The organism is Streptomyces sp. NPDC041108 (genome assembly GCF_055592645.1).
In genome coordinates this window covers 647,462-667,442 of sequence record NZ_JBVIYK010000002.1, presented here as the reverse complement: position 1 = coordinate 667,442, position 19,981 = coordinate 647,462, and the positions used below count along the sequence as shown (strand labels likewise).

18 protein-coding genes are annotated in these 19,981 nt (G+C 72.4%); 11 read left to right on the top strand and 7 right to left on the bottom strand.

Annotation, left to right across the window (positions count from 1 at the left end):
* The first annotated feature begins 196 nt into the window (after positions 1-196).
* From ACZ6BB_RS08885 to ACZ6BB_RS08870, 4 genes are all read left to right on the top strand, one after another.
* Positions 197-1,159: a metal ABC transporter substrate-binding protein gene (locus ACZ6BB_RS08885; RefSeq protein ID WP_471614592.1), complete on the top strand. Its 963-nt coding sequence runs from the start codon at positions 197-199 to the stop codon at positions 1,157-1,159.
* Positions 1,160-1,187: 28 nt separating this feature from the next.
* Complete coding sequence (locus ACZ6BB_RS08880; protein WP_471614591.1) at positions 1,188-1,955, top strand: metal ABC transporter ATP-binding protein; 768 nt, start codon at positions 1,188-1,190, stop codon at positions 1,953-1,955.
* A 13-nt stretch (positions 1,956-1,968) separates the two neighbouring features.
* Positions 1,969-2,925 (top strand): metal ABC transporter permease, encoded by a 957-nt coding sequence (locus ACZ6BB_RS08875; protein WP_471614590.1) that lies wholly within the window; start codon positions 1,969-1,971, stop codon positions 2,923-2,925.
* Positions 2,926-3,003: 78 nt separating this feature from the next.
* Positions 3,004-3,417: a Fur family transcriptional regulator gene (locus tag ACZ6BB_RS08870; RefSeq protein ID WP_220648872.1), complete on the top strand. Its 414-nt coding sequence runs from the start codon at positions 3,004-3,006 to the stop codon at positions 3,415-3,417.
* 285 nt (positions 3,418-3,702) lie between these two features.
* Here the strand turns inward: ACZ6BB_RS08870 and ACZ6BB_RS08865 are convergent, their stop codons facing one another.
* The 4 genes from ACZ6BB_RS08865 to ACZ6BB_RS08850 all read right to left on the bottom strand — a co-directional run bounded on the left by ACZ6BB_RS08865 (position 3,703) and on the right by ACZ6BB_RS08850 (position 6,319).
* Positions 3,703-4,230: a YcxB family protein gene (locus ACZ6BB_RS08865; protein ID WP_471614589.1), complete on the bottom strand. Its 528-nt coding sequence runs from the start codon at positions 4,228-4,230 to the stop codon at positions 3,703-3,705.
* Positions 4,231-4,233: 3 nt separating this feature from the next.
* On the bottom strand, positions 4,234-5,070 hold the full coding sequence (locus tag ACZ6BB_RS08860) for an isoprenyl transferase (protein ID WP_471614588.1): 837 nt from the start codon (positions 5,068-5,070) through the stop codon (positions 4,234-4,236).
* Between the two features lie 111 nt (positions 5,071-5,181).
* Entirely contained in the window at positions 5,182-5,931 is a 750-nt protein-coding gene (gene recO / locus ACZ6BB_RS08855) for a DNA repair protein RecO (protein ID WP_471614587.1), read from the bottom strand.
* Between the two features lie 157 nt (positions 5,932-6,088).
* Positions 6,089-6,319, bottom strand: a complete 231-nt coding sequence (locus ACZ6BB_RS08850) for a hypothetical protein (protein ID WP_471614586.1) — start codon at positions 6,317-6,319, stop codon at positions 6,089-6,091.
* 514 nt (positions 6,320-6,833) lie between these two features.
* On the opposite strand from ACZ6BB_RS08850, the gene ACZ6BB_RS08845 reads away from it, so the two are divergent.
* Together ACZ6BB_RS08845 and ACZ6BB_RS08840 are read left to right on the top strand one after the other, a co-directional pair.
* On the top strand, positions 6,834-9,929 hold the full coding sequence (locus ACZ6BB_RS08845) for an AfsR/SARP family transcriptional regulator (RefSeq protein ID WP_471614585.1): 3,096 nt from the start codon (positions 6,834-6,836) through the stop codon (positions 9,927-9,929).
* Positions 9,930-10,263: 334 nt separating this feature from the next.
* Positions 10,264-10,920, top strand: coding sequence for a M15 family metallopeptidase (locus ACZ6BB_RS08840; protein ID WP_471614584.1), 657 nt, complete (start codon positions 10,264-10,266; stop codon positions 10,918-10,920).
* A 192-nt stretch (positions 10,921-11,112) separates the two neighbouring features.
* Here the strand turns inward: ACZ6BB_RS08840 and ACZ6BB_RS08835 are convergent, their stop codons facing one another.
* On the bottom strand, positions 11,113-11,553 hold the full coding sequence (locus ACZ6BB_RS08835) for a phosphatase domain-containing protein (protein WP_471614583.1): 441 nt from the start codon (positions 11,551-11,553) through the stop codon (positions 11,113-11,115).
* A gap of 270 nt (positions 11,554-11,823) precedes the next feature.
* On the opposite strand from ACZ6BB_RS08835, the gene ACZ6BB_RS08830 reads away from it, so the two are divergent.
* A complete protein-coding gene (locus tag ACZ6BB_RS08830) occupies positions 11,824-12,759 on the top strand; it encodes a dihydrodipicolinate synthase family protein (protein WP_471614582.1) in 936 nt (311 codons plus the stop codon).
* Between the two features lie 35 nt (positions 12,760-12,794).
* Here the strand turns inward: ACZ6BB_RS08830 and ACZ6BB_RS08825 are convergent, their stop codons facing one another.
* Both ACZ6BB_RS08825 and leuA read right to left on the bottom strand, forming a co-directional pair.
* On the bottom strand, positions 12,795-13,526 hold the full coding sequence (locus ACZ6BB_RS08825) for a TerB family tellurite resistance protein (protein ID WP_471614581.1): 732 nt from the start codon (positions 13,524-13,526) through the stop codon (positions 12,795-12,797).
* 218 nt (positions 13,527-13,744) lie between these two features.
* Complete coding sequence (gene leuA / locus ACZ6BB_RS08820; protein WP_471614580.1) at positions 13,745-15,466, bottom strand: 2-isopropylmalate synthase; 1,722 nt, start codon at positions 15,464-15,466, stop codon at positions 13,745-13,747.
* A 408-nt stretch (positions 15,467-15,874) separates the two neighbouring features.
* Here leuA and ACZ6BB_RS08815 point away from each other — a divergent pair, with 408 nt between their 5' ends.
* The 4 genes from ACZ6BB_RS08815 (at position 15,875) to ACZ6BB_RS08800 (ending at position 19,944) form a co-directional block, all read left to right on the top strand.
* Positions 15,875-16,945 (top strand): M4 family metallopeptidase, encoded by a 1,071-nt coding sequence (locus ACZ6BB_RS08815; protein ID WP_471614579.1) that lies wholly within the window; start codon positions 15,875-15,877, stop codon positions 16,943-16,945.
* Positions 16,946-17,004: 59 nt separating this feature from the next.
* Positions 17,005-17,271: a protealysin inhibitor emfourin gene (locus tag ACZ6BB_RS08810; protein WP_471614578.1), complete on the top strand. Its 267-nt coding sequence runs from the start codon at positions 17,005-17,007 to the stop codon at positions 17,269-17,271.
* Positions 17,272-17,359: 88 nt separating this feature from the next.
* Complete coding sequence (locus tag ACZ6BB_RS08805) at positions 17,360-18,694, top strand: GH1 family beta-glucosidase (RefSeq protein ID WP_471614577.1); 1,335 nt, start codon at positions 17,360-17,362, stop codon at positions 18,692-18,694.
* Complete coding sequence (locus ACZ6BB_RS08800) at positions 18,691-19,944, top strand: MFS transporter (RefSeq protein ID WP_471614576.1); 1,254 nt, start codon at positions 18,691-18,693, stop codon at positions 19,942-19,944. The genes ACZ6BB_RS08805 and ACZ6BB_RS08800 overlap by 4 nt, the downstream gene beginning before the upstream one ends.
* Positions 19,945-19,981 lie beyond the last annotated feature (37 nt).

Here is a 19,981-nt window from a genome sequence, read left to right as displayed (position 1 = left end):
TTCATTACGACGACGGGCGACGAAGCGATGCGCCCCAGGAGGGAAGCGAACGCGCTTCAGAGCGAATGCTTCAGATTACCGGCGGAGGCCGCCCTGCAATCAAATCGGTTCGGTGCCAGACCGGACATAGGCCTTACCAAGGGCTTACCACCAGGCTTGTTGACAATCGTTTCCAGATAAGATGAAAATGACTGTCATGAACGTAGTACGACGACGATTTCTGATACCCGCGGCGGCGACCGCGGCGGCCGCTCTCGGTCTCACCACTCTGACAGCGTGCGGCGGCGACAGCGCGGCCGCGGGCAACACCGACAAGTTCGACGTCGTCGCGTCGTTCTATCCGATGGCCTTCCTCGCCGAGCAGATCGGCGGGAAGTACGTGAACGTCACCAGTCTGACCGAACCCGGCCAGGAGCCGCACGACCTGGAGATCAGCGCCAAGCAGACGGCCGCCCTCCAGGAGTCGGACGCCGTGCTCTACCTCAAGGGCCTGCAGCCCTCCGTCGACGACGCGGTCGCGCAGTCCGAGGTGAAGACCGAGATCGACGCGGCCGGGCTGACCGCGATGGAGCACCACGGCAACGAGGTCGGCGGCCACTCGGCCGAGCACGACGACCACGAGAACGAGGAGCTCGAGGGCAAGGACCCGCACATCTGGCTCGACCCCGTGAAGTACGCGGAGGTCGCCAAGGGTGTGGGCGCCGCCTTCGAGAAGGCCGACCCCGACCACGCCTCCACGTACAAGACCAACACCGAGGCCCTGGTCATGAAGCTGGGCGCGCTCAACGACCAGTTCGAGAACGGTCTGAAGAACACCGACACCAAGGTCTTCATCACCACGCACGCCGCCTTCGGCTACCTCGCCGAGCGCTACGGCCTCACCGAGGAGGCCATCTCCGGCCTCGACCCCGAGTCCGAGCCGAGCGCCGCGCGGGTCAAGGCGCTGGAGAACATGGCGAAGGCCGACGGCGTGACCACCGTGTTCTACGAGACACTGGTCAGCGACAAGACCGCGAAGACCGTCGCCGCCGACGCGAACCTGAAGACCGACGTCCTCGACCCGATCGAGGGCATCACCTCCAAGTCGCGCGGCAAGGACTACTTCGCGGTGCAGGAAGCCAATCTGAAGGCCCTCCGGGCAGCCCTGGGAGCCAAGTGACCTCGTTGATCATCCGGAGGCAGCAGGCATGACCGAGCCCGTCATCTCGTTGCGCGGCGTCCGCGCCGAACTGGGCTCGCGCACCGTCCTGCGCGGCATCGACCTCACCGTGCACCGCGGTGAGGTCGTCGCGCTGCTCGGCGCCAACGGCTCCGGCAAGTCCACCGCCGTCCGCACCGTGATCGGGCAGGTACCCGTCAGCGACGGGGAGATCGAGCTGTTCGGCACCCCGCGCCGCCGCTTCCGCGACTGGCGGCGCCTCGGATACGTCCCGCAGCGCACCACGGCCGCGGGCGGTGTCCCGGCGACGGTGACGGAGATCGTGGCCTCGGGCCGGCTCTCCCGCACCCGCCTCGGCATCCTCCGCAAGGCCGACCACGAGGCGATCCGGCGCGCCCTGGACCTGGTCGGCATGGCCGACCGCGCCAAGGACTCGGTGAACGCCCTCTCCGGCGGCCAGCACCAGCGCGTCCTCATCGCCCGCGCCCTCGCCTGCGAACCCGAACTGCTGATCATGGACGAGCCGATGGCGGGCGTCGACCTGGCCAGCCAGGAGGTCCTGGCCGCGACCCTGCGCGAACAGGTCGCCAAGGGCACGACGGTGCTGCTCGTCCTCCACGAACTGGGCCCGCTGGAGCCGCTGATCGACCGCGCCGTCGTCCTGCGCGACGGGTGCGTCACCCACGACGGCCCGCCCCCGGAGGCGGTCGGCCAGCACGCGCTGCCCGGCCACGACCACGTCCACCCGCACGCGGCACCCGGCGTCGAACCGGTCCGCACCGGCCTGCTGAGCTGAGAAGGCACCCACGATGGAGATCCTCGACTACGCCTTCATGCAGCGGGCCCTGCTCGCCGCCGTCCTCGTCGGCATCACCGCCCCCGCCATCGGCGTCTACCTCGTCCAGCGCCGCCAGGCCCTCATGGGCGACGGCATCGGCCATGTCGCGATGACCGGTGTCGGTCTCGGCTTCATGCTGTCGTGGTCCCCGGTCTGGATGGCGACGCTCGTGTCCGTGGTCGGCGCCGTCCTGATGGAGCTGATCCGCTGGTACGGCAGGACACGCGGCGACATCGCCCTCGCCATGCTCTTCTACGGCGGCATGGCGGGCGGTGTGATGCTCATCAACCTCGCGCCCGGCGGCACCAACGCCAACCTGATGTCGTTCCTCTTCGGCTCGCTGTCGACCGTGTCACAGGAGGACATCACCGCGATCTGCGTCCTGGCCGCGTTCGTGATCGTGATGACGCTGGCCCTGCGGCGGCAGCTGTTCGCGGTCAGCCAGGACGAGGAGTTCGCCCGGGTCACCGGCCTGCCGGTGCGCGCGCTGAACCTCCTGACGGCGGTCACGGCGGCCGTCACGGTGACGGTCGCCATGCGCGTCGTCGGCCTGCTGCTGGTGTCCGCGCTCATGGTCGTCCCCGTCGCCGCCGCCCAGCAGCTCACCCGCAGCTTCGCGGCCACCTTCGCCGTCGCCGTCGCCATCGGCGTCACCGTGACCATCGGCGGCACTGTCACCTCGTACTACCAGGACGTGCCGCCCGGCGCGACGATCGTGCTGCTCGCCATCGCCGCGTTCATGCTGCTCACCGCGCTGGCGACGCCGCTGGCCAGGCGGCGCGCCAAGGCCCTGGAGGCGCCGGCCGGCGACCCCGCGGAGTGCGTGATCCCGAAGACCGGCGAGGTCGGCGAGGCCGTCACCGGGACGGGAAAGCCCAGGGACACGGTGCCGGCCAGCCGGGGCTCCGCCGAGGGGCCGAGGGGCTGACCGGCGTCCGCCGCAACCCGGCGGGCCCGCGCGGGCTGGCACAATGGCCCGGCAAGACCGCTACGTGAGGAGGCAACGGTGACGACCGCCGGACCCGTACGAGGTCGTTCCACCCGCCAGCGGGCGGCCGTGGCCGCGGCACTCGACGAGGTCGACGAGTTCCGCAGCGCCCAGGAACTCCACGACATGCTCAAGCACAAGGGCGACTCGGTCGGGCTCACCACCGTGTACCGCACGCTGCAGTCCCTCGCCGACGCGGGCGAGGTCGACGTCCTGCGCACCTCCGACGGCGAGTCCGTGTACCGCCGCTGCTCCACCGGCGACCACCACCACCATCTCGTCTGCCGCGTCTGCGGCAAGGCGGTGGAGGTGGAGGGCCCGGCGGTCGAGAAGTGGGCCGACGCGATCGCGGCGGAACACGGCTTCGTGAACGTCGCCCACACGGTGGAGATCTTCGGCACCTGCGCGGAGTGCGCGGCGAAGACCTCGTAGCGCTCCGTGCCGGGCCGCGTCGGCCCGGCACCCAGCGCCCGCGCCGGGCACCCTCACCGGCCGTGCCGCGGCTGGACCGTGCCGTCCCAGGGCCTGCGGGCCGAAGCAGCGCTCCAGCTCGTCCAGGTCGTTTGAAGGCGCTGTTCCGGGACGAAGGCGCTGCTCCGGGACACCGGACGGCAGCCGGTGCGGAAGGCCGTCCCCTTCTCGTCCGGAGCATCCGGACCAGGTACCGGGAGCCCTTACGGGGTCCTGCCCGAGTGCCGCACCGGCCCGCGCCAAGCGCTACAGCCGGGGCAGACCCTCACGGGCGAGGACGGCCCGGAGCCGGTCGGCGTCGGCGGGAACCCGCAGGCCGCGCTTCGGCAGCACGGTGAAGCGGGGCACCTGCGCACCGCCGTCGAACAGGACGAAGGTGTGCGGGGTCTCCGCGTATTGGGACACCTGTGACCAGCGGACCACCCGCTCGGTGCCCCGGTCGTGCGCGACGGTCACGCCCCACGGGTCCAGCACCGTGCGGTGGACGCCGAGCGGCACCGCCCTGCGGTGGAGCCGCCGGGCCTCGACGTGCGGGAGGACCAGCAGCCCGAGGACGGGGGCGGCGGTCATCACGAGAACCTTCGGATCCGGGGCGAGGCCGAGCAGCGCAGGCACCGCCGCCAGGACCAGCCCCAGCGCGCCGGAGACCAGCAGCAGCCGTCTCCCCCACCGGCCGGCGGGGGAGGCACGCGTGCACGCGCGGACCGCCTCGCGGAAGTCCCCGGCCGTCGCCTGGTACACCAGCTCCACGTTCTCCCCGCCGGCCTGGGCCAAGGGTCAGTCCTCCGTCCGGCCCTCCATGGCGAGCAGTTCCTCGTTCGGGATGGCGCCGCCGAAGCGGCGGTCGCGGGAGGCGAACTCCACGCAGGCGCGCCACAGGTCACGGCGGTCGAAGTCGGGCCACAGCACGTCCTGGAAGACCATCTCGGCGTAGGCGCTCTGCCAGAGCAGGTAGTTGGAGGTGCGCTGCTCGCCGCTGGGGCGCAGGAAGAGGTCGACGTCCGGCATGTCCGGGTAGTACAGGTACTTCGCGAAGGTCTTCTCGGTGACCTTGGAGGGGTCGAGCCGCCCGGCCCGGATGTCCTCGGCGAGGGCCTGCGCGGCATCGGCGATCTCGGCGCGGCCGCCGTAGTTCATGCAGAAGTACAGGGTCAGCAGGTTGTTGTCCTTGGTCTGCTCCTGGGCGACCTGGAGTTCCTTGGCGACGGACTTCCACAGCTTGGGCATCCGGCCCACCCAGCGGACCCGGATGCCCAGCGCGTCGAGCTGGTCGCGGGTCTTGCGGATGAAGTCGCGGTTGAAGTTCATCAGGAAGCGGACCTCGTCGGGCGAGCGCTTCCAGTTCTCGGTGGAGAAGGCGTAGAGGGAGATGTTGCGCACGCCGATCTCGATCGAGCCCTGGAGGACGTCGAGGACGCGCTCGGCGCCGACCTTGTGGCCCTCGGTGCGCGGCAGCCCGCGCTCCTTGGCCCAGCGGCCGTTGCCGTCCATGACGATCGCCACGTGCTTGGGGACCAGCTCGCCGGGGAGCTTGGGCGCGCGGGCGCCGGACGGATGCGGCGTCGGCGCCTCGTACTCGCGGCGCTGACGCCCCAGGAACCCGCGTACCACCATGTGCTTCTCGTCTCCTCTGTGCTGCTCTGTGGTGCTCGACTCTGTGCTGCTCTGTGATGCGGTGTGGTGCTCGGCTCCGCCGTGCCCGGGGCCGTGTGTCCCGTGCGCCGCCTACGACTTCTCCACGTACCGAAGAGAGCGCAGGCCGCGCTCCAGATGCCAGTGCAGATAGGCGGACACCAGCCCGCTGCCCTCCCGCACGTGCCGCGGCTCGCTCGTGTCCGCGGTCTCCCAGTCTCCCGTGAGAAGCGCGGCGAGCAGCCGCAGCGTCTGCGGCGAGGGTACGACGCTGCCGGGCACCCGGCAGTCCACGCAGATCGACCCTCCGGCGGCGACGGAGAAGAAGCGGTTGGGGCCGGGCATGCCGCACTTGGCGCAGTCGCCGAAGCTGGGCGCGTAGCCGTTGACGGCGAGCGAGCGCAGCAGGAAGGCGTCGAGGACGAGGTGGGGCGCGTGCTCGCCGCGGGCGAGGGTGCGCAGGGCGCCGACCAGCAGCAGGTACTGCTGCACGGCGGGCTCGCCCTCGTGGTCGGTGAACCGTTCGGCCGTCTCCAGCATGGCCGTCCCGGCGGTGTAGCGGGCGTAGTCGCTGACGATGCCGCCGCCGTACGGGGCGATGGTCTCGCTCTGGGTGCACAGGGGCAGCCCGCGTCCGAGCAGCTCGCTGCCCCGCGCGAAGAACTGCACGTCGACGTGCGAGAAGGGTTCGAGCCGGGCCCCGAACTTGGACTTGGTCCGCCGCACCCCCCGGGCCACCGCCCGCACCCGCCCGTGCCCCCGGGTGAGCAAGGTGATGATGCGGTCCGCCTCCCCCAGCTTCTGGGTCCGCAGCACCACACCGTCGTCACGGAAGAGACTCACCACGCACCCCCGCGGCTCGCCGGCCGGAGGCACGCGGATCGTCGTCCGCAGGACAGCGGCAAGAGCCCGTCCGCCGCACCGGGCATCCGGGGGCGGCGGACGACGCCGTCGTCGCGGAACAGGCTCATGCCGCCCATTCTCGCCTACGGTCACCCCTTCAAGGGACCTCGCCCCGGCTGCGGGCGTTCTCGTACGCGGTGGCCGCGCGGAGCCGTTCTATGGTCGTGGCGGCCCGGACGGTCTCGGGGGCGCAGTCCCACTCCTTCCCGCCGCCGACCGGCCGCAGCTGGACGTACGGGCCCTCGTGGCCCATGACCAGGCCGACCCTGCCCGTGCGGGTGTCGACCGCGTAGGTGCCGATCGCCGGCTTCTTCCCGATACCGCTCACCGCAGAGCCGCCGCCGAATTGCCCGGCACCAGAAGAACAATTCCCGCTTTTCCGGCTTTCCGCCGCAATTCCTCCACCGCATCCTCCGCCTCTTCGGCGCCCCCGCCGGATCCCGCCCGCCGGGCCTTCTCGCGCCGCCCCCACGGTGCTCCCCCGCATCATCGAGTTTCACTCTTCGCATCCCCCCGGTGACCTGCGGTGTCTACACTCGGCGGGAGTCTGTCCCGTGCGACCGCGGGGCGGCGCGAAAGCGCTGCGTCGGGGCATCCGAGACGATGGACCGGAAAGGCCATGGGCGAGAAGCGGCGCAGTCCTCACAGCATCGTCACAGGTGGTCCTCACACAGGTGGGGAATCTCCGCGTTGTCCACCTAAGATTCCCTTTGGTTCCCCCGTTTTCCGGCAACTCGTCGACGCATCACGCGTCATGGGAAACCACTCGGCGTACATGAGCGTCGAACGTTGCGTGAGCAACCGCTGTCCCGGCGGTCCGAAAGCACGGAAGATGGGGCCCCGTGGAGCTGGAATTCCGACTGCTCGGTCCGGTCGAGGCGTGGCACGGTGACAGACCCCTGCGGCTGGGCGGGCCGAAACCGCGGGCGCTGCTGGCCGTACTGCTCCTGCGGGCCGGTCAGGTGGTGCCCGCGGACGCGCTGGTGGACGTGATCTGGGGCGACGACCCCCCGGACACCGCGCGGGCGCTGGTGCAGACGTATGTGTCGGCGCTGCGGCGGGCCCTGCCCGGCGAGGCGGCGGAGGCGATCGAGACCCGGCCGCCGGGCTATGTGATGCGGCCCGGGATCGGCCGGGTCGATCTGGCGGAGTTCGAGGCGCACACGGCCGACGCGCGCCGGGCCGCCGCCGACGGGGACCACGCCGGGGCCGCCCGGCTGCTGCGGGAGGCGCTGGAGCTGTGGCGCGGCCCCGCGCTCGGCGGCGTCGGGGACGCGCTGCGCGGTGAGGCCGGACGGCTGGAGGAGGCCCGGCAGGCGGCCCTGGAGGAACGGATCGCCGCCGAGCTGGAGACCGGCGGGCACGAGGCGGAACTGGTCACGGAGCTGACCTCGCTGGTCGAGGCCCGGCCGACCCGGGAGCGGCCGCGCGGCCAGCTGATGCTGGGCCTGTACCGGCTGGGCCGGCAGGCCGACGCGCTGGCCGTCTACGCGGACGGCCGGGCGGTGCTCGCCGGCGAGCTGGGGCTCGACCCGGGCCCGGAGCTGACCAGGCTGTACGAGGCCATCCTGCGGGCCGACCCGGCCCTGCTCACCGCCACCACGGCCGCCGCCCCGCAGCCCCTGACCGCACCCCGGCCGGTGTCGCTCCTGCCGCCCGCCATCGGGGACTTCACCGGACGGGGGGAGGAACTGGCGCGGGTCGTCGGGGCGTTGACCGGGGAACGGGAGGCGATGCCCGTCGTCGTGGTGTCGGGGGCCGCCGGGGTCGGCAAGTCGGCGCTCGCCGTGCAGGCCGCGCACCGGGTGGCCGGCGCGTACCCCGACGGGCAGCTCTACGCCGAACTGCACGGCTTCAGCGAGCCCGTACCGCCCGCCGAGGTGCTGGGCCGGCTGCTGCGGGCGCTCGGCGCGGACCCGCCCGAGGACACGGCCGAGCGCGGCGACCTGTTCCGCAGCCTCGTCGCCGGACGGCGGATCCTGCTGGTCCTGGACGACGCGAACGGCGAGGCCCAGGTACGGCCGCTGCTGCCGGGCAGTGCCACCTGCGGGGTCCTGGTGACCTCCCGGGCCCGGCTCGGGGGGCTCGTCGGGGCCCGGCGCACCGACCTGGACGTCCTGGACGACGCGCGCGGCCTGGAGCTGCTCACCCGGGTCACCGGCCCGGAACGCACCCCGGACGACCCTCGCGAACAGGCCGCGGCGCGGCGCATCGTGGAGCTGTGCGGCGGGCTGCCGCTGGCCCTGCGGATCGCGGGCGCCCGCCTGGCGACCCGGCGCCACTGGACGCCCAGCGTGCTCGCCGAGCGCCTCGCCGACGAGCACCGCCGCCTGGACGAGCTGTCCGTGGGCGACCTGGAGGTACGGGCCGGTCTCGGCCTCAGCTACCGGGCCCTCGACTCGTGCGCCCGCCGGGTGCTGCGCCGAATCGCCACCCTCGGCCCGGCGGACGTCGCCGTGTGGACGGTGGCCGCGCTCTCCGGCATGCCCGAGGACGGGGCGGAGGAGATCCTCGAACGGCTCCTGGACGCCCAGCTGATCAACTGCCCCGGCACCGACCAGGTCGGCCAGCCCCGCTACCGCCTGCACGACCTGGTCCGGGTCTACGCAGCCGAACGTGCCGAGGCCGAGGACCCCGTGGAGGACCGCACGGCGGCGGTGGGCAGGGCGCTGTCGGCGGGCCTGTGGCTGATGGACAGGGTGGCGGAGGAGGCGCCTTCGGGTGCGGTGATCCTCAGACAGAGGTTCGGACGAGCGCCCCTCCAGGGGAGCGGGGAGCTGCGCGGGCAGCCACGGCCGGCCGACAGCCGCGAACCGACCGAACCCACCTCCCCCATAGGCGAAAGGACCACCCGCCGAGCCCTGGACGACCCCTTCACCTGGTTCGACGCGGAGGCCGACACCCTCACCACCGCGGTCGAGCGCGCGGCGGCGATGGGCCTGCACACCCTCGCCTGCGAAGCGGCGGCGGCCCTGTGCTCCTCCTCGTTCGCCATCAAGAACCGCTTCGACGCCTGGTGGCGCAGCCACGACGCGGCCCTCGCCGCGGCCCGCCGCGCCGAGGACCGCTCGGGCGAGGCCCTGCTCATCATCGGCCTGGGACAACTCCGCTACGAACAGGACCGTATCGCCGAGTCCCAGGAGTACTTCCGCACCGCGGAGCGCATCTGCACCGAACTCGGCGACGTGCTCGGCCGTTCCGCCGCCCTCGCCGGCCTCGGCAGCGCCTGCCGCGAGGTCGGCGAACTGCGCGACGCGGAACGGGCCCTGACCGACGCGGCCGACGGCTTCCGGCGCGTCGGAGACGACACCGGGGTCGGGGTCGCCTGCCGGTACGGCGGTTCCGTACGCCTCGAACTCGGTGACCAGAAGGGCGCGTTCCCGCTGCTCGACGAGTCGCTGCGGGCGTACCGGCGGCTCGGCAGCCGGCGCGGCGAGGCCCTGGCGCTGCGCACGCTCAGCCTGGTGCACCGCTCGCTCGGCGCGTACGAGGAGGCCGCGCGCGTGGCCGAGCAGGCGCTGGAGATCCTGCGGGCGATCGGCGACCCGCACATGGCGGCGTACGCCCTGCGGGCCCGTGCCAAGGCGCGGCTGCGGCTCGGGCACGTCCGGGAGGCGGAGGGGGAGCTGCGCGAGATCCTGGAGGTCTGCCGGGTCCACGAGGACCGCTTCGGGGAGGCCCTGACGCTGCGCACGCTCGGTGAGTGCGCGCTGGCCGACGGACGGCTGACGGACGCGGAGGGGTTGCTGACCGCGTCCGCCGCCCTCTGGGGCGTCCTCGCCCTGCCCCTGCCCCGGGCGCGCGCCCTGCGCAACCTGTCCGTCGTACGGGCCGCACTGGGCGACCGGGCGGGAGCGCAGGCGCTGCGGGCGGAGGCCATGGCGGTGTTCGACGGCTGCGAGGCCCGCGAGCGGGACGAGCCCTGGCCCTGGGTGTGATCCCGGCCAGGCCGAAACCCGCTTGCGGCGGACTTGCAGAGAACTTCCAGCGGGGTGCGCCATGCTCGGTGCTCTCGGGGGAACAACGGATCGGCCGGGCGACCACCGCCCGGCCGGTCGGCCCACCGGAGCGCACAGGGGACGGACCGGTGGGAACGTGACGACAGTGGGTTCGGAACAGCAGGACGGACTGGGGGAACACTCTGATCCGGACCGCAGACCACCACTCAAGGGGGGAAGCCCCCGGGGAGGGACATCAGGGGATCAGGTCCCTCCCCGGGGTGCTGCCACGCATCCCTCCGCCGCAGACCTGCCGCCCGGTGGAAGACGATCCATGGCTTCGATCATCCTCATGAGCGACCCCGAGGTCGCCGGTGTCCCGGTGCAGGAGTGCGGTGAGCCCCTCGTCGACCTGAGGGAGCTGCCGTTCGTGGTGGTCGACTCCCGTCAGGCCGACCCCGAGGGGTCGTACGCGCACCTGCGCGAGGGCGTCGCCTGGCGTCTGGCGCGTGCCGCGCGGCTGCTCCCCGAGGGGCTGCGGCTGCTGGTCACCGAGGGGTACCGGCCGCTGGCCCTGCAGATCGAGTACTTCGAGGCGTACGCCGCCGAGCTGCGGCTCGCCCACCCGGACTGGACCGAGGAGCACCTCCACGTCCAGACCAGCCGTTCCCTCTCGCCGCCGGAGATCGGGCCGCATGTCGCGGGCGCCGCGGTCGACCTCACCCTGTGCACCGCCGCCGGGGAGGAACTCGACATGGGCACCCGTCTCGACGCGAGCCCCGAGGAGAGCGACGACGCCTGCTACACGGACGCGCCGAACATCTCCGGCACCGCCCGCCGCAACCGCCGCGTCCTGAGCGCGGCCCTCACCACGGCCGGGCTGGTCAACTACCCCACCGAGTGGTGGCACTGGTCGTACGGGGACCGGTACTGGGCGTTGATGACGGGTGCGCCGCACGCGCTGTACGGACCCGCGAGGACCACCGCCTAGCCCGGCCGTGCACGCCGGGCCCCCGGGATCTCCCGCGCCCCGCCGTCCCTACCCGTCCCATCCTGAGGGCCGCACCCCGTCCTCCGTCGCCGCCCCGGCGGCGAACCCCGTAGCGGGGGCCGGGGGCAGCACCGCGCGGATGGGACGGGCAGAGGTGGCGGGGCGCGGTGGTGGCACTCCCCCGCCGGCCGGTCAGGCGCCGAAGCGTCGTGCGTACCGCCGCTGCCAGGGGGTCTCGACCGCGTGCCGGTGGTAGTGCCGGCGCACGTACGCCACGGCCTGCCCGGGCGGTACGCCGTCCAGCACCGCCAGACAGGCCAGCGCGGTGCCGGTGCGCCCCCTGCCGCCGCCGCACGCCAGCTCGACCCGCTCGGTGGCCGCCCGGTCCCAGGCGTCCCGCAGCACCCGGGCGGCCTCCGCCCGGTCGGCGGGCAGCCGGAAGTCGGGCCAGCGCAGCCAGCGGGACGCCCAGGGGACCACGGGCGGTTCCTGGCCGAGGCAGTACACGGCGTAGGTGGGGACCGCGCCGTCCGGGAGCGGACGGCGCAGCCCCCGGCCGCGCACCAGCCGCCCCGAGGGCAGGTGCAGGACACCGGGCGCGGCCGGGTCCCAGGGTTCGGTCGGCTCCGCCATGGATCTAGCCCACCGCCCGTGACGCCTGCGCGGCCCTCGTCCCGACGCGCGGGATCCCGCTCTGCTGAGACATGCGCCGCATCGTACGCGTCGGACGTCCGACGCCCCGCCTCGTGCGGGGGTTCTCGGCCGAGTCGGCCCCCGGGCAGCGCTTCGGCTGCCACCATCCTGTTCAGGAGCAGGAGTCGACGCGTGACCCGGCCCGTTCAAGGGGCCGGGCCGCGCCCGCGCCGGGCTCCGTACGCGATTCGTAGCGCCGAGGGAGCCGCCATGCCCGTGCCCGCCCCGCTGACCGGTGTCGTCCCGCCCGTCTGCACCCCTCTGACACCGGACCGGGAGGTGGACGTCCCCTCGCTCACCCGGCTCGTCGACCATCTGGTGGCGGGCGGTGTGGACGCGCTGTTCGTGCTCGGCTCGTCGTCGGAGGCGGCGTTCCTGACGGACGCGCAGCGGCTGCGGGTCGTGGAGACGGTCGTCGGACATGTCGGCGGCCGGGTCCCCGTGCTCGCCGGGGTGATCGACATGACCACGCCCCGCGTGCTGGACCACGTCCGCGCCGTGACCGCCGCCGGGGCGGAGGCCGTGGTGGCGACGGCTCCCTTCTACACCCGCACCCACCCGGCGGAGATCGCCCGCCACTTCCGGCTGCTCGCCGCCGGCTCCCCCGTCCCCGTCATCGCCTACGACATCCCGGCCGCCGTGCACACCAAGCTGCCCGCCGACGTGGTCCTGGAGCTGGCGGCCGAGGGGGTCATCGCCGGCCTCAAGGACTCCAGCGGCGACCTGGCCGCCTTCCGCACGGTCGTCACGGGCGCCCGTACGGACCCCGCCGTCAGCGGTTTCAGTGTTCTCACCGGCTCCGAGCTCGTCGTCGATTCCGCCCTCGCCCTGGGCGCGGACGGCGCGGTGCCCGGGCTGGCGAACGTCGACCCGGCCGGGTACGTCCGTCTCGACCGCCTCTCCCGTGCCGGCGACCGGGACGGGGCCCGCGCCGAACAGGAGCGCCTGTGCGCCCTCTTCGGACTGACCGGCGTCGGCGCCCCCGCCCGCATGGGCGGCGGCTCCTCCGCCCTCGGTGCCTTCAAGGCGGCCCTCCACCTGCGCGGCGTCATCGCCTGCCCGGCCACGGCGGAACCGCAGGTCCCGCTGTCGCAGGCGGAGGTGGAGCGCGTCGGGAAGTACCTGGCGGCGGCGGGGCTGCTGTAGGCGGCCGCGCGACGGCTACGAGGGCGTGCGCGAGGCTACGAGGGCGTGCGCGCCGCAGCCAGCAGGCGGGTCACGTCGTCCGAGCAGATCGTCAGGGCCGCCCCCACCGTGGCGAGCGCGTCCCGCTCCGCGGGGGTGTACGGGCCGTCGGCCAGGGCGATCCGGGCGCCCTGGAGAAGGATCGCCTCACGGCCGGTGGCGGCGAGGTGGGGGGCCAGCGGGTCGAGAGCCTCGTGAAGCTCTATGGCGAGGCCGGGGCCGCAGGGTGCGCCGTGGACGCGGCCCGTGTCGGCGGCCAGGGCCTCGACCAGGGCGTCCAGCTGGTCCTCGGTGCAGTCGTCGAAGCCGGCGGAGCGGACGGCGGAGGCGGCGACGGACAAAGCGGTGCGGGAGCGGCTGCCGCCGGCCGCGAGGACGGCCAGGGCGACGGTGTGGACGGCGTCACGGAGCATCGCGGAGAAGCGAGTGGTGGTGGGGTGGTCGAGGACGTCCGTGGCGTAGTGGTGGCGGCAGGCCGCGCATTCCACCACGGGGCCCGTCTCCCCGCGCGACAGGACCGGGACGCCGAGGAGGGTGAAGCGGCGGCGGCCGGTGAGGCGCTGGTAGTTGCGGTCGCCTCCGCAGCCCGGACAGAAGAACTCGCCGTCACCGACGCCCGTCCATGCGATCCGCGTGCCCATCACCCGCGACAGACCGGTGGCACGGCTGGTGCACCCGGCGCGGGCGAACGCGGCGGCATCGCCGATCGGGTCCCGTCCTGGCAGCACGCGGCACCTCCGTAACTCCCCCACACACGGCCCCTTGGGCGCGGGAAGTGCCCCCTCGGCAACATTGCCGCGCTCGGTGATGTTAGCCACATCCGAGAGGCGCAGTCAGTACTCCGGACGAGGACTACCCGCGACCCGCACCGGGTTTGGCCGGTATACGACGGGCCCCGTTCGCCGGAATCCGGTGAACGGGGCCTTCAAACCGCCGGTCCGGCTGGTCAGCGAGCGGCTCGGTTGACGGCGGAGACGACCGCCTTCAGCGACGCGCGCGTCGTGTTCGCGTCGATACCGATGCCCCACAGCACCTTGTCCTCGATGGCGACCTCGATGTACGAGGCGGCCTGCGCGGAGGCGCCCTCGCTCATCGTGTGCTCCTGGTAGTCCAGCAGCCGGGCGTCGATGCCGATGCCCTGCAGCGCGTCGAAGAACGCCGAGATCGGGCCGTTGCCGGTGCCGACCAGGGTGGTCTCCGCGCCGTCGACCTCGGCCTCCACGGTCAGCGTGTCCACGCCGTCCTTGTCGGTGGTCGACTGGTTGTTGCGGACCTGGACCCGGCCCCAGGGGTTGTCGGGGTTCGGCAGGTACTCGTCCTGGAAGACGGACCAGATGTCGGAGCCGGTGACCTCGCCGCCCTCGGCGTCGGTCTTGGCCTGGATCAGCTTCGAGAACTCGATCTGCATCCGGCGCGGCAGGTCCAGCTTGTGGTCGTTCTTCAGCACGTAGGCGATACCGCCCTTGCCGGACTGCGAGTTGACCCGGATGACGGCCTCGTAGGACCGGCCGACGTCCTTGGGGTCGATCGGCAGGTACGGCACGGCCCACTCGATGTCGTCGACCGTCCTGCCCTGCTCCTTCGCGGACGCCTCCATGGCGTCGAAGCCCTTCTTGATGGCGTCCTGGTGGGAGCCGGAGAAGGACGTGTAGACCAGGTCGCCCACGTACGGGTGGCGGGGGTGGACCTCCATCTGGTTGCAGTACTCCCACGTGCGACGGATCTCGTCGATGTCGGAGAAGTCGATCTGCGGGTCGACGCCCTGCGAGAACAGGTTCATGCCCAGGGTGACCAGGTCGACGTTGCCGGTGCGCTCGCCCTGGCCGAACAGACAGCCCTCGACGCGGTCGGCGCCGGCCATCAGGGCCAGTTCGGCGGCGGCGACGGCCGTACCGCGGTCGTTGTGCGGGTGGACGGAGACGCAGACGTACTCGCGGCGGGAGAGGTTGCGGCTCATCCACTCGAACCGGTCCGCGTGCGTCGACGGCGTCGAACGCTCCACCGTGGCGGGCAGGTTGAGGATGATCTCGCGGCCCGGACCGGGCTGGTAGACGTCCATCACCGCCTCGCAGACCTCCAGCGCGAAGTCCAGCTCGGTGTCGGTGAAGATCTCGGGGCTGTACTGGTAGCCGAACTCGGTCTCGGGGCCCAGCAGTTTCTCCGCGTACTCCATCACCAGCCGCGTACCGTCCACGGCGATCTGCTTGATGTCGTCCTTGGAACCGCGGAAGACGACCCGGCGGAAGACGGGCGCGGTGGCGTTGTACAGGTGGACCGTGGCGCGCCTGGCGCCCTTCAGGGACTCCACGGTCCGCTCGATCAGGTCCTCGCGGGCCTGGGTCAGTACGGAGATGGTGACGTCGTCCGGGATCGCGCCCGGCTCCTCGATGATCGACCGTACGAAGTCGAAGTCCGTCTGACCGGAGGCGGGGAAGCCGACCTCGATCTCCTTGTAGCCCATCTTGACCAGCTGGTCGAACATCCGGCGCTTGCGCTCGGGCGACATCGGGTCGATCAGGGACTGGTTGCCGTCGCGCAGGTCGGTGGAGAGCCAGCGGGGGGCGACGGTGATCCGGTTGTCCGGCCACGTGCGGTCGGGGATGTCGACCTGCTCGTAACGCCCGTACTTGTGGATCGGCATGGACGTGGGCTGCTGGCGGTTCGCCATGATGCGTGGGCTCCTCGATGGTCCGGAAAGGACGGCCGACGACGCAACGCCAAAGCACCGCGGGGAGGGGGTCGGCCTCGACTACAGGCCCTCGCCGCGGCAGCTAAGGAGAAGCAGCCCGAAACGCATGATGCGGAGCAGCCTAGCCGAGCCGTGCCTGCCGTGCGGGGTCGTATCAGTATGCGGGACCGCTTCATCAAATTGGACATAAGGTGCGCAAGGCCACACAGGGCGAGGTGAGCACCCTTTCAGTGGCGCGGGGAACTGCGCGAGAAGCCCCACCCACGGAGAGCCCGCCTCCAACTCTCAGTAACACGGCGATGACGATTCGCAACCCATACGGCGACATTTCACCAATCATGGTCGCCCCTAGTGACACGCCCCTAACGGAGTGCGATCGTGCGGAACATGACGACCAACGGGGGCCACGAGCCCGTCTTCTGCACCGTCGTACCACCCCACGTCCTCGACAAGCTCTCCCGCGCCGAGGACCCCGTGCTCGCCGGCGCCGCGCGCAAGACCCTGGAGCGCGACGCCTTCGAGCGCACCCACCGCCGGCTGACCACGGTCATCGGCGCCCCGAGCATCACCACGCCCGTCGGCGCCGAGGCGGGCCGGCCGCACCGCACGATCCACGACGCCCGCCACGGCACGGACCTGCCCGGCAGGAAGGTGCGCGGCGAGGGCGAGGAGCCCGGCAAGGACGCCACGGTCAACCGCGCGTACGCGGGCCTGGGTGCCACGTACGAACTGTTCTGGCAGTCCTTCGCGCGCGACTCGATCGACGGCAACGGCCTGCCGCTGGACGCGACCGTGCACTACGACCGCGACTACAACAACGCCTTCTGGAACGGCGAGCAGATGGTGTTCGGCGACGGCGACGGCGAGATCTTCCTCGACTTCACCATCCCGATCGACGTCATCGGCCACGAACTCAGCCACGGCGTCACCCAGTACACGGCGAACCTCACGTACTTCGGGCAGCCGGGCGCGCTCAACGAGTCCATGTCGGACGTCTTCGGCGCGCTCATCAAGCAGTACACGCTCGGCCAGACCGCCGCCGAGGCGGACTGGCTGATCGGCGCCGGCCTGCTCGCCCCGCGGGTCACGGGCACCGCCCTACGCTCGATGAAGGCCCCGGGCACGGCCTACGACGACGACGTCCTCGGCAAGGACCCGCAGCCGGCGACCATGGACGGCTACGTCCGCACGGGCCGTGACAACGGCGGCGTCCACATCAACTCCGGCATCCCCAACCACGCGTTCTACCTGGTGGCCAACGCGCTCGGCGGCCACGCCTGGGAGCGCGCCGGGCAGATCTGGTACGACGTCCTCACCGGGGGCGAACTGAGCAAGCAGGCTCTCTTCGTCGACTTCGCCACGCTCACGGTGAAGGCGGCGAAGGACCGCTACGGCCAGGGCGACGAGCTGACGGCGGTGCTGAAGGCCTGGGAACAGGTGGGCGTGCGGACGCTGTGAGTGCCGGGTCCGGCCACGCGGTGCTGCGGTCGCGCCCCGATCCGTACTAGACATGACCCATGCGTATCGAAGTGCGGCGCACGGGCGGTTTCGCGGGCATCGAGCGGCACGCGGTGGTGGACACCGCCGGACGGCCCGATGCCGAGGAGTGGAGGGCCCTGGCCGAGTGCGCGCTCGCCACCGGCCGGGACTCGCCGCCGTTCGGGGTGCCGGACGGCTTCCGTTACGAGATCACGGTGGACGGGAGGACGGCGTACTGCGCGGATCCCGGGCTGACGCAGGAGCAGCGGGAGCTGATCAGAAGGGTGCTCAAGGAGGGGGCGTGAGCTGCCCCGCCGGAGCGCCGGGGGTGCGTAACGGGCACTTCACCCTCGGGCGTTGACTTCCGTTACCCGTGGTACGGATGATCCGCCCATGGCGACGAACCCGACGAACCCGATACCCCAGTTCCCGGCAGGCTTCCTGTGGGGTGTCTCGACCTCCGCGCACCAGATCGAGGGGGCCGCGGCCGAGCGCGAGCCGTCCGTGTGGGACGCCTTCACGGCCGAGGCGGGGCACGTCAAGGACGGCTCGACGGCGGAGGTGGCCTGCGACCACTTCCACCGCTACCCCGAGGACGTGGCCCTCCTGCGCGATCTGGGCGTGGGCGCGTACCGCTTCTCGGTCTCCTGGACCCGGGTGAACACGCCCGGCGGGCTCGACTTCTACGACCGCCTGGTGGACGAGCTGGTGGGCGCGGGCGTACGCCCCGTCCCGACCCTCTTCCACTGGGACCTGCCGTCGTCACTGGAGGAGGCGGGCGGCTGGCTGAACCGGGACACCGCCGAGCGGTTCGCCGAGTACGCCGCCGTCGTGGCCGCCCGGCTCGGCGACCGCGTCACCAAGTGGATCACCATCAACGAGCCCGCCGAGCACACCCTGCTGGGCCACGCCCTCGGCACCCACGCGCCGGGCAAGCAGCTGATGTTCGACGCGCTCCCGGCCGCCCACCACCAGCTGCTGGGCCACGGTCTGGCCGTCCGGGCCCTGCGCGCGGCCGGAGTCACGGACATCGGTATCGCCAACTCGCACGGGCCGACGTGGGCGGCGTCGGAGGAACAGGCGGACGTCGAGGCGGCGGGCTTCTACGACCTCCTCCTCAACCGCCTCTTCGCCGAGCCGATCATCCTCGGTGAGTACCCGGAGGGCATCGGCGAGCTGATGCCGGGCACGGACATCGGATCCGACCTGAAGATCATCTCCGAGCCGCTCGACTGGTACGGCGTCAACTACTACGCGCCGACCCGGGTCGGCGCGCCCGAGGGCGCGGACATCGAGTTCGGCGGCATCACGATCCCGGCCGAACTCCCCTTCACGGTCAAGCAGATCGAGGGCGCACCGACGACGGACTTCGGCTGGCCGGTCGTCCCCGGGGGCCTGACCGAACTCCTCACCACCTTCCGCGACCGCTACGGCGACCGTCTGCCCCCGATCGTCATCACCGAGAACGGCTGCTCCTATCAGGGCCTCGACGACCAGGAGCGCATCGCCTACCTGGACGGCCATGTGCGCGCCCTGCACGAGGCGGTCGCGGCGGGCGTCGACGTCCGCGGCTACTTCGTGTGGTCCCTGCTCGACAACTTCGAGTGGGCCGAGGGGTACGCGCGCCGGTTCGGTCTGGTCCACGTGGACTTCGAGACGCTGGAGCGGACCCCGAAGGCGTCGTACGCCTGGTACCGCGGCCTGCTGCGGGCCCAGAGCCGGGGATGACGACGACACGGCCGACGGACGCCCTCGCCGAGCCCGTCGAGCGGGTCGGCGGGGGCTGGACCTCCGCCCTGGCGCTGGCCAACGGGGCGATCTGGGTGGGCTGGTACGGCCCGCTGCAGATCCTGCTGGCCTCCCAGGCGGAGGACTTCGCGCCCGGCGCCGGCATGTCCAAGGAGACGATGCTGGCGTGGGTGACCGGCGCCGGCGCGGTCGTCTCGCTGCTGGCCACGCCGCTGTTCGGGGCGCTGTCGGACCGGACGACGTCCCGCTGGGGCCGTCGTACGCCCTGGATCGTGGCCGGGTCGGCGGGCGGGGCGGTGTCGCTTCTGCTGCTCGCGGGCGCGGGCGGGCTGTGGACCATGGCGGTCGGCTGGTGTCTGGTGCAGCTGACGCTGAACGCGTCCTGGGCGGCGGTCACGGCGGCGGTCCCGGACCGGGTGCCCCGGCTCCAACGCGGCGCGGTGGGCGGCTGGCTGGGGGCGGCGCAGATCCTCGGCGTGGTCGGCGGCACCGGGCTGGCGACGCTCGGCGGGGGCGTCGGCGCGGGGTACGCGGCGTGCGCGGTGTTCACCCTGGCGGGCGTGCTGCCGTACGTGCTGGGACACCGCGACCAGCGGCTGCCCGCGGCGGCGCGCCCGGTGTGGTCGTGGCGGGGGTTCCTGAGGGGCTTCTGGCTGAGCCCGCGGCGGTACCCGGACTTCGCGTGGGCGTGGCTGACGCGCTTCCTGATCAATCTGAGCAACAGCGTCGGCCTGCTCTACCTGCTGTTCTACCTGCGGGACCGGGTCGGGTACCCCGACCCGGAGGAGGGCGTGCTCATCCTCACGGTGGTGAACGCCTCGACGCTGCTGGCGACCGTGGTGGTCTCCGGGGTGTGGTCGGACCGGGTGGGGCGGCGCAAGCCGTTCGTGTACTGGTCGGGGATGCTGCTGGCGGGCGCGACCGGCCTCATCGCCCTCTGGCCGACCTGGCCGGGCGCGATCGTCGCCTCGGCCCTTCTCGGTCTGGGCTTCGGGGTGTTCACCTCGGTCGACTTCGCCCTGATGACCGACGTGCTGCCGAAGGCCCTCGACCGGGGCAAGGACCTGGGTGTCATCAACGTGGCCAACTCCCTTCCGCAGGTGGCCGCCCCGGTGCTGGCCGCGCCGATCGTGACGCATCTGGGCGGCTACCGGGTGCTGTACCTGGTGGCGGCGGTGATCGGGCTGGCGGGAGCGGTGTTCGTGGGGCGGGTCCGCGCGGTGGAGTAGCCCGCGCGAATCAGCTACGCGAGCGCCTCAAGCAGCA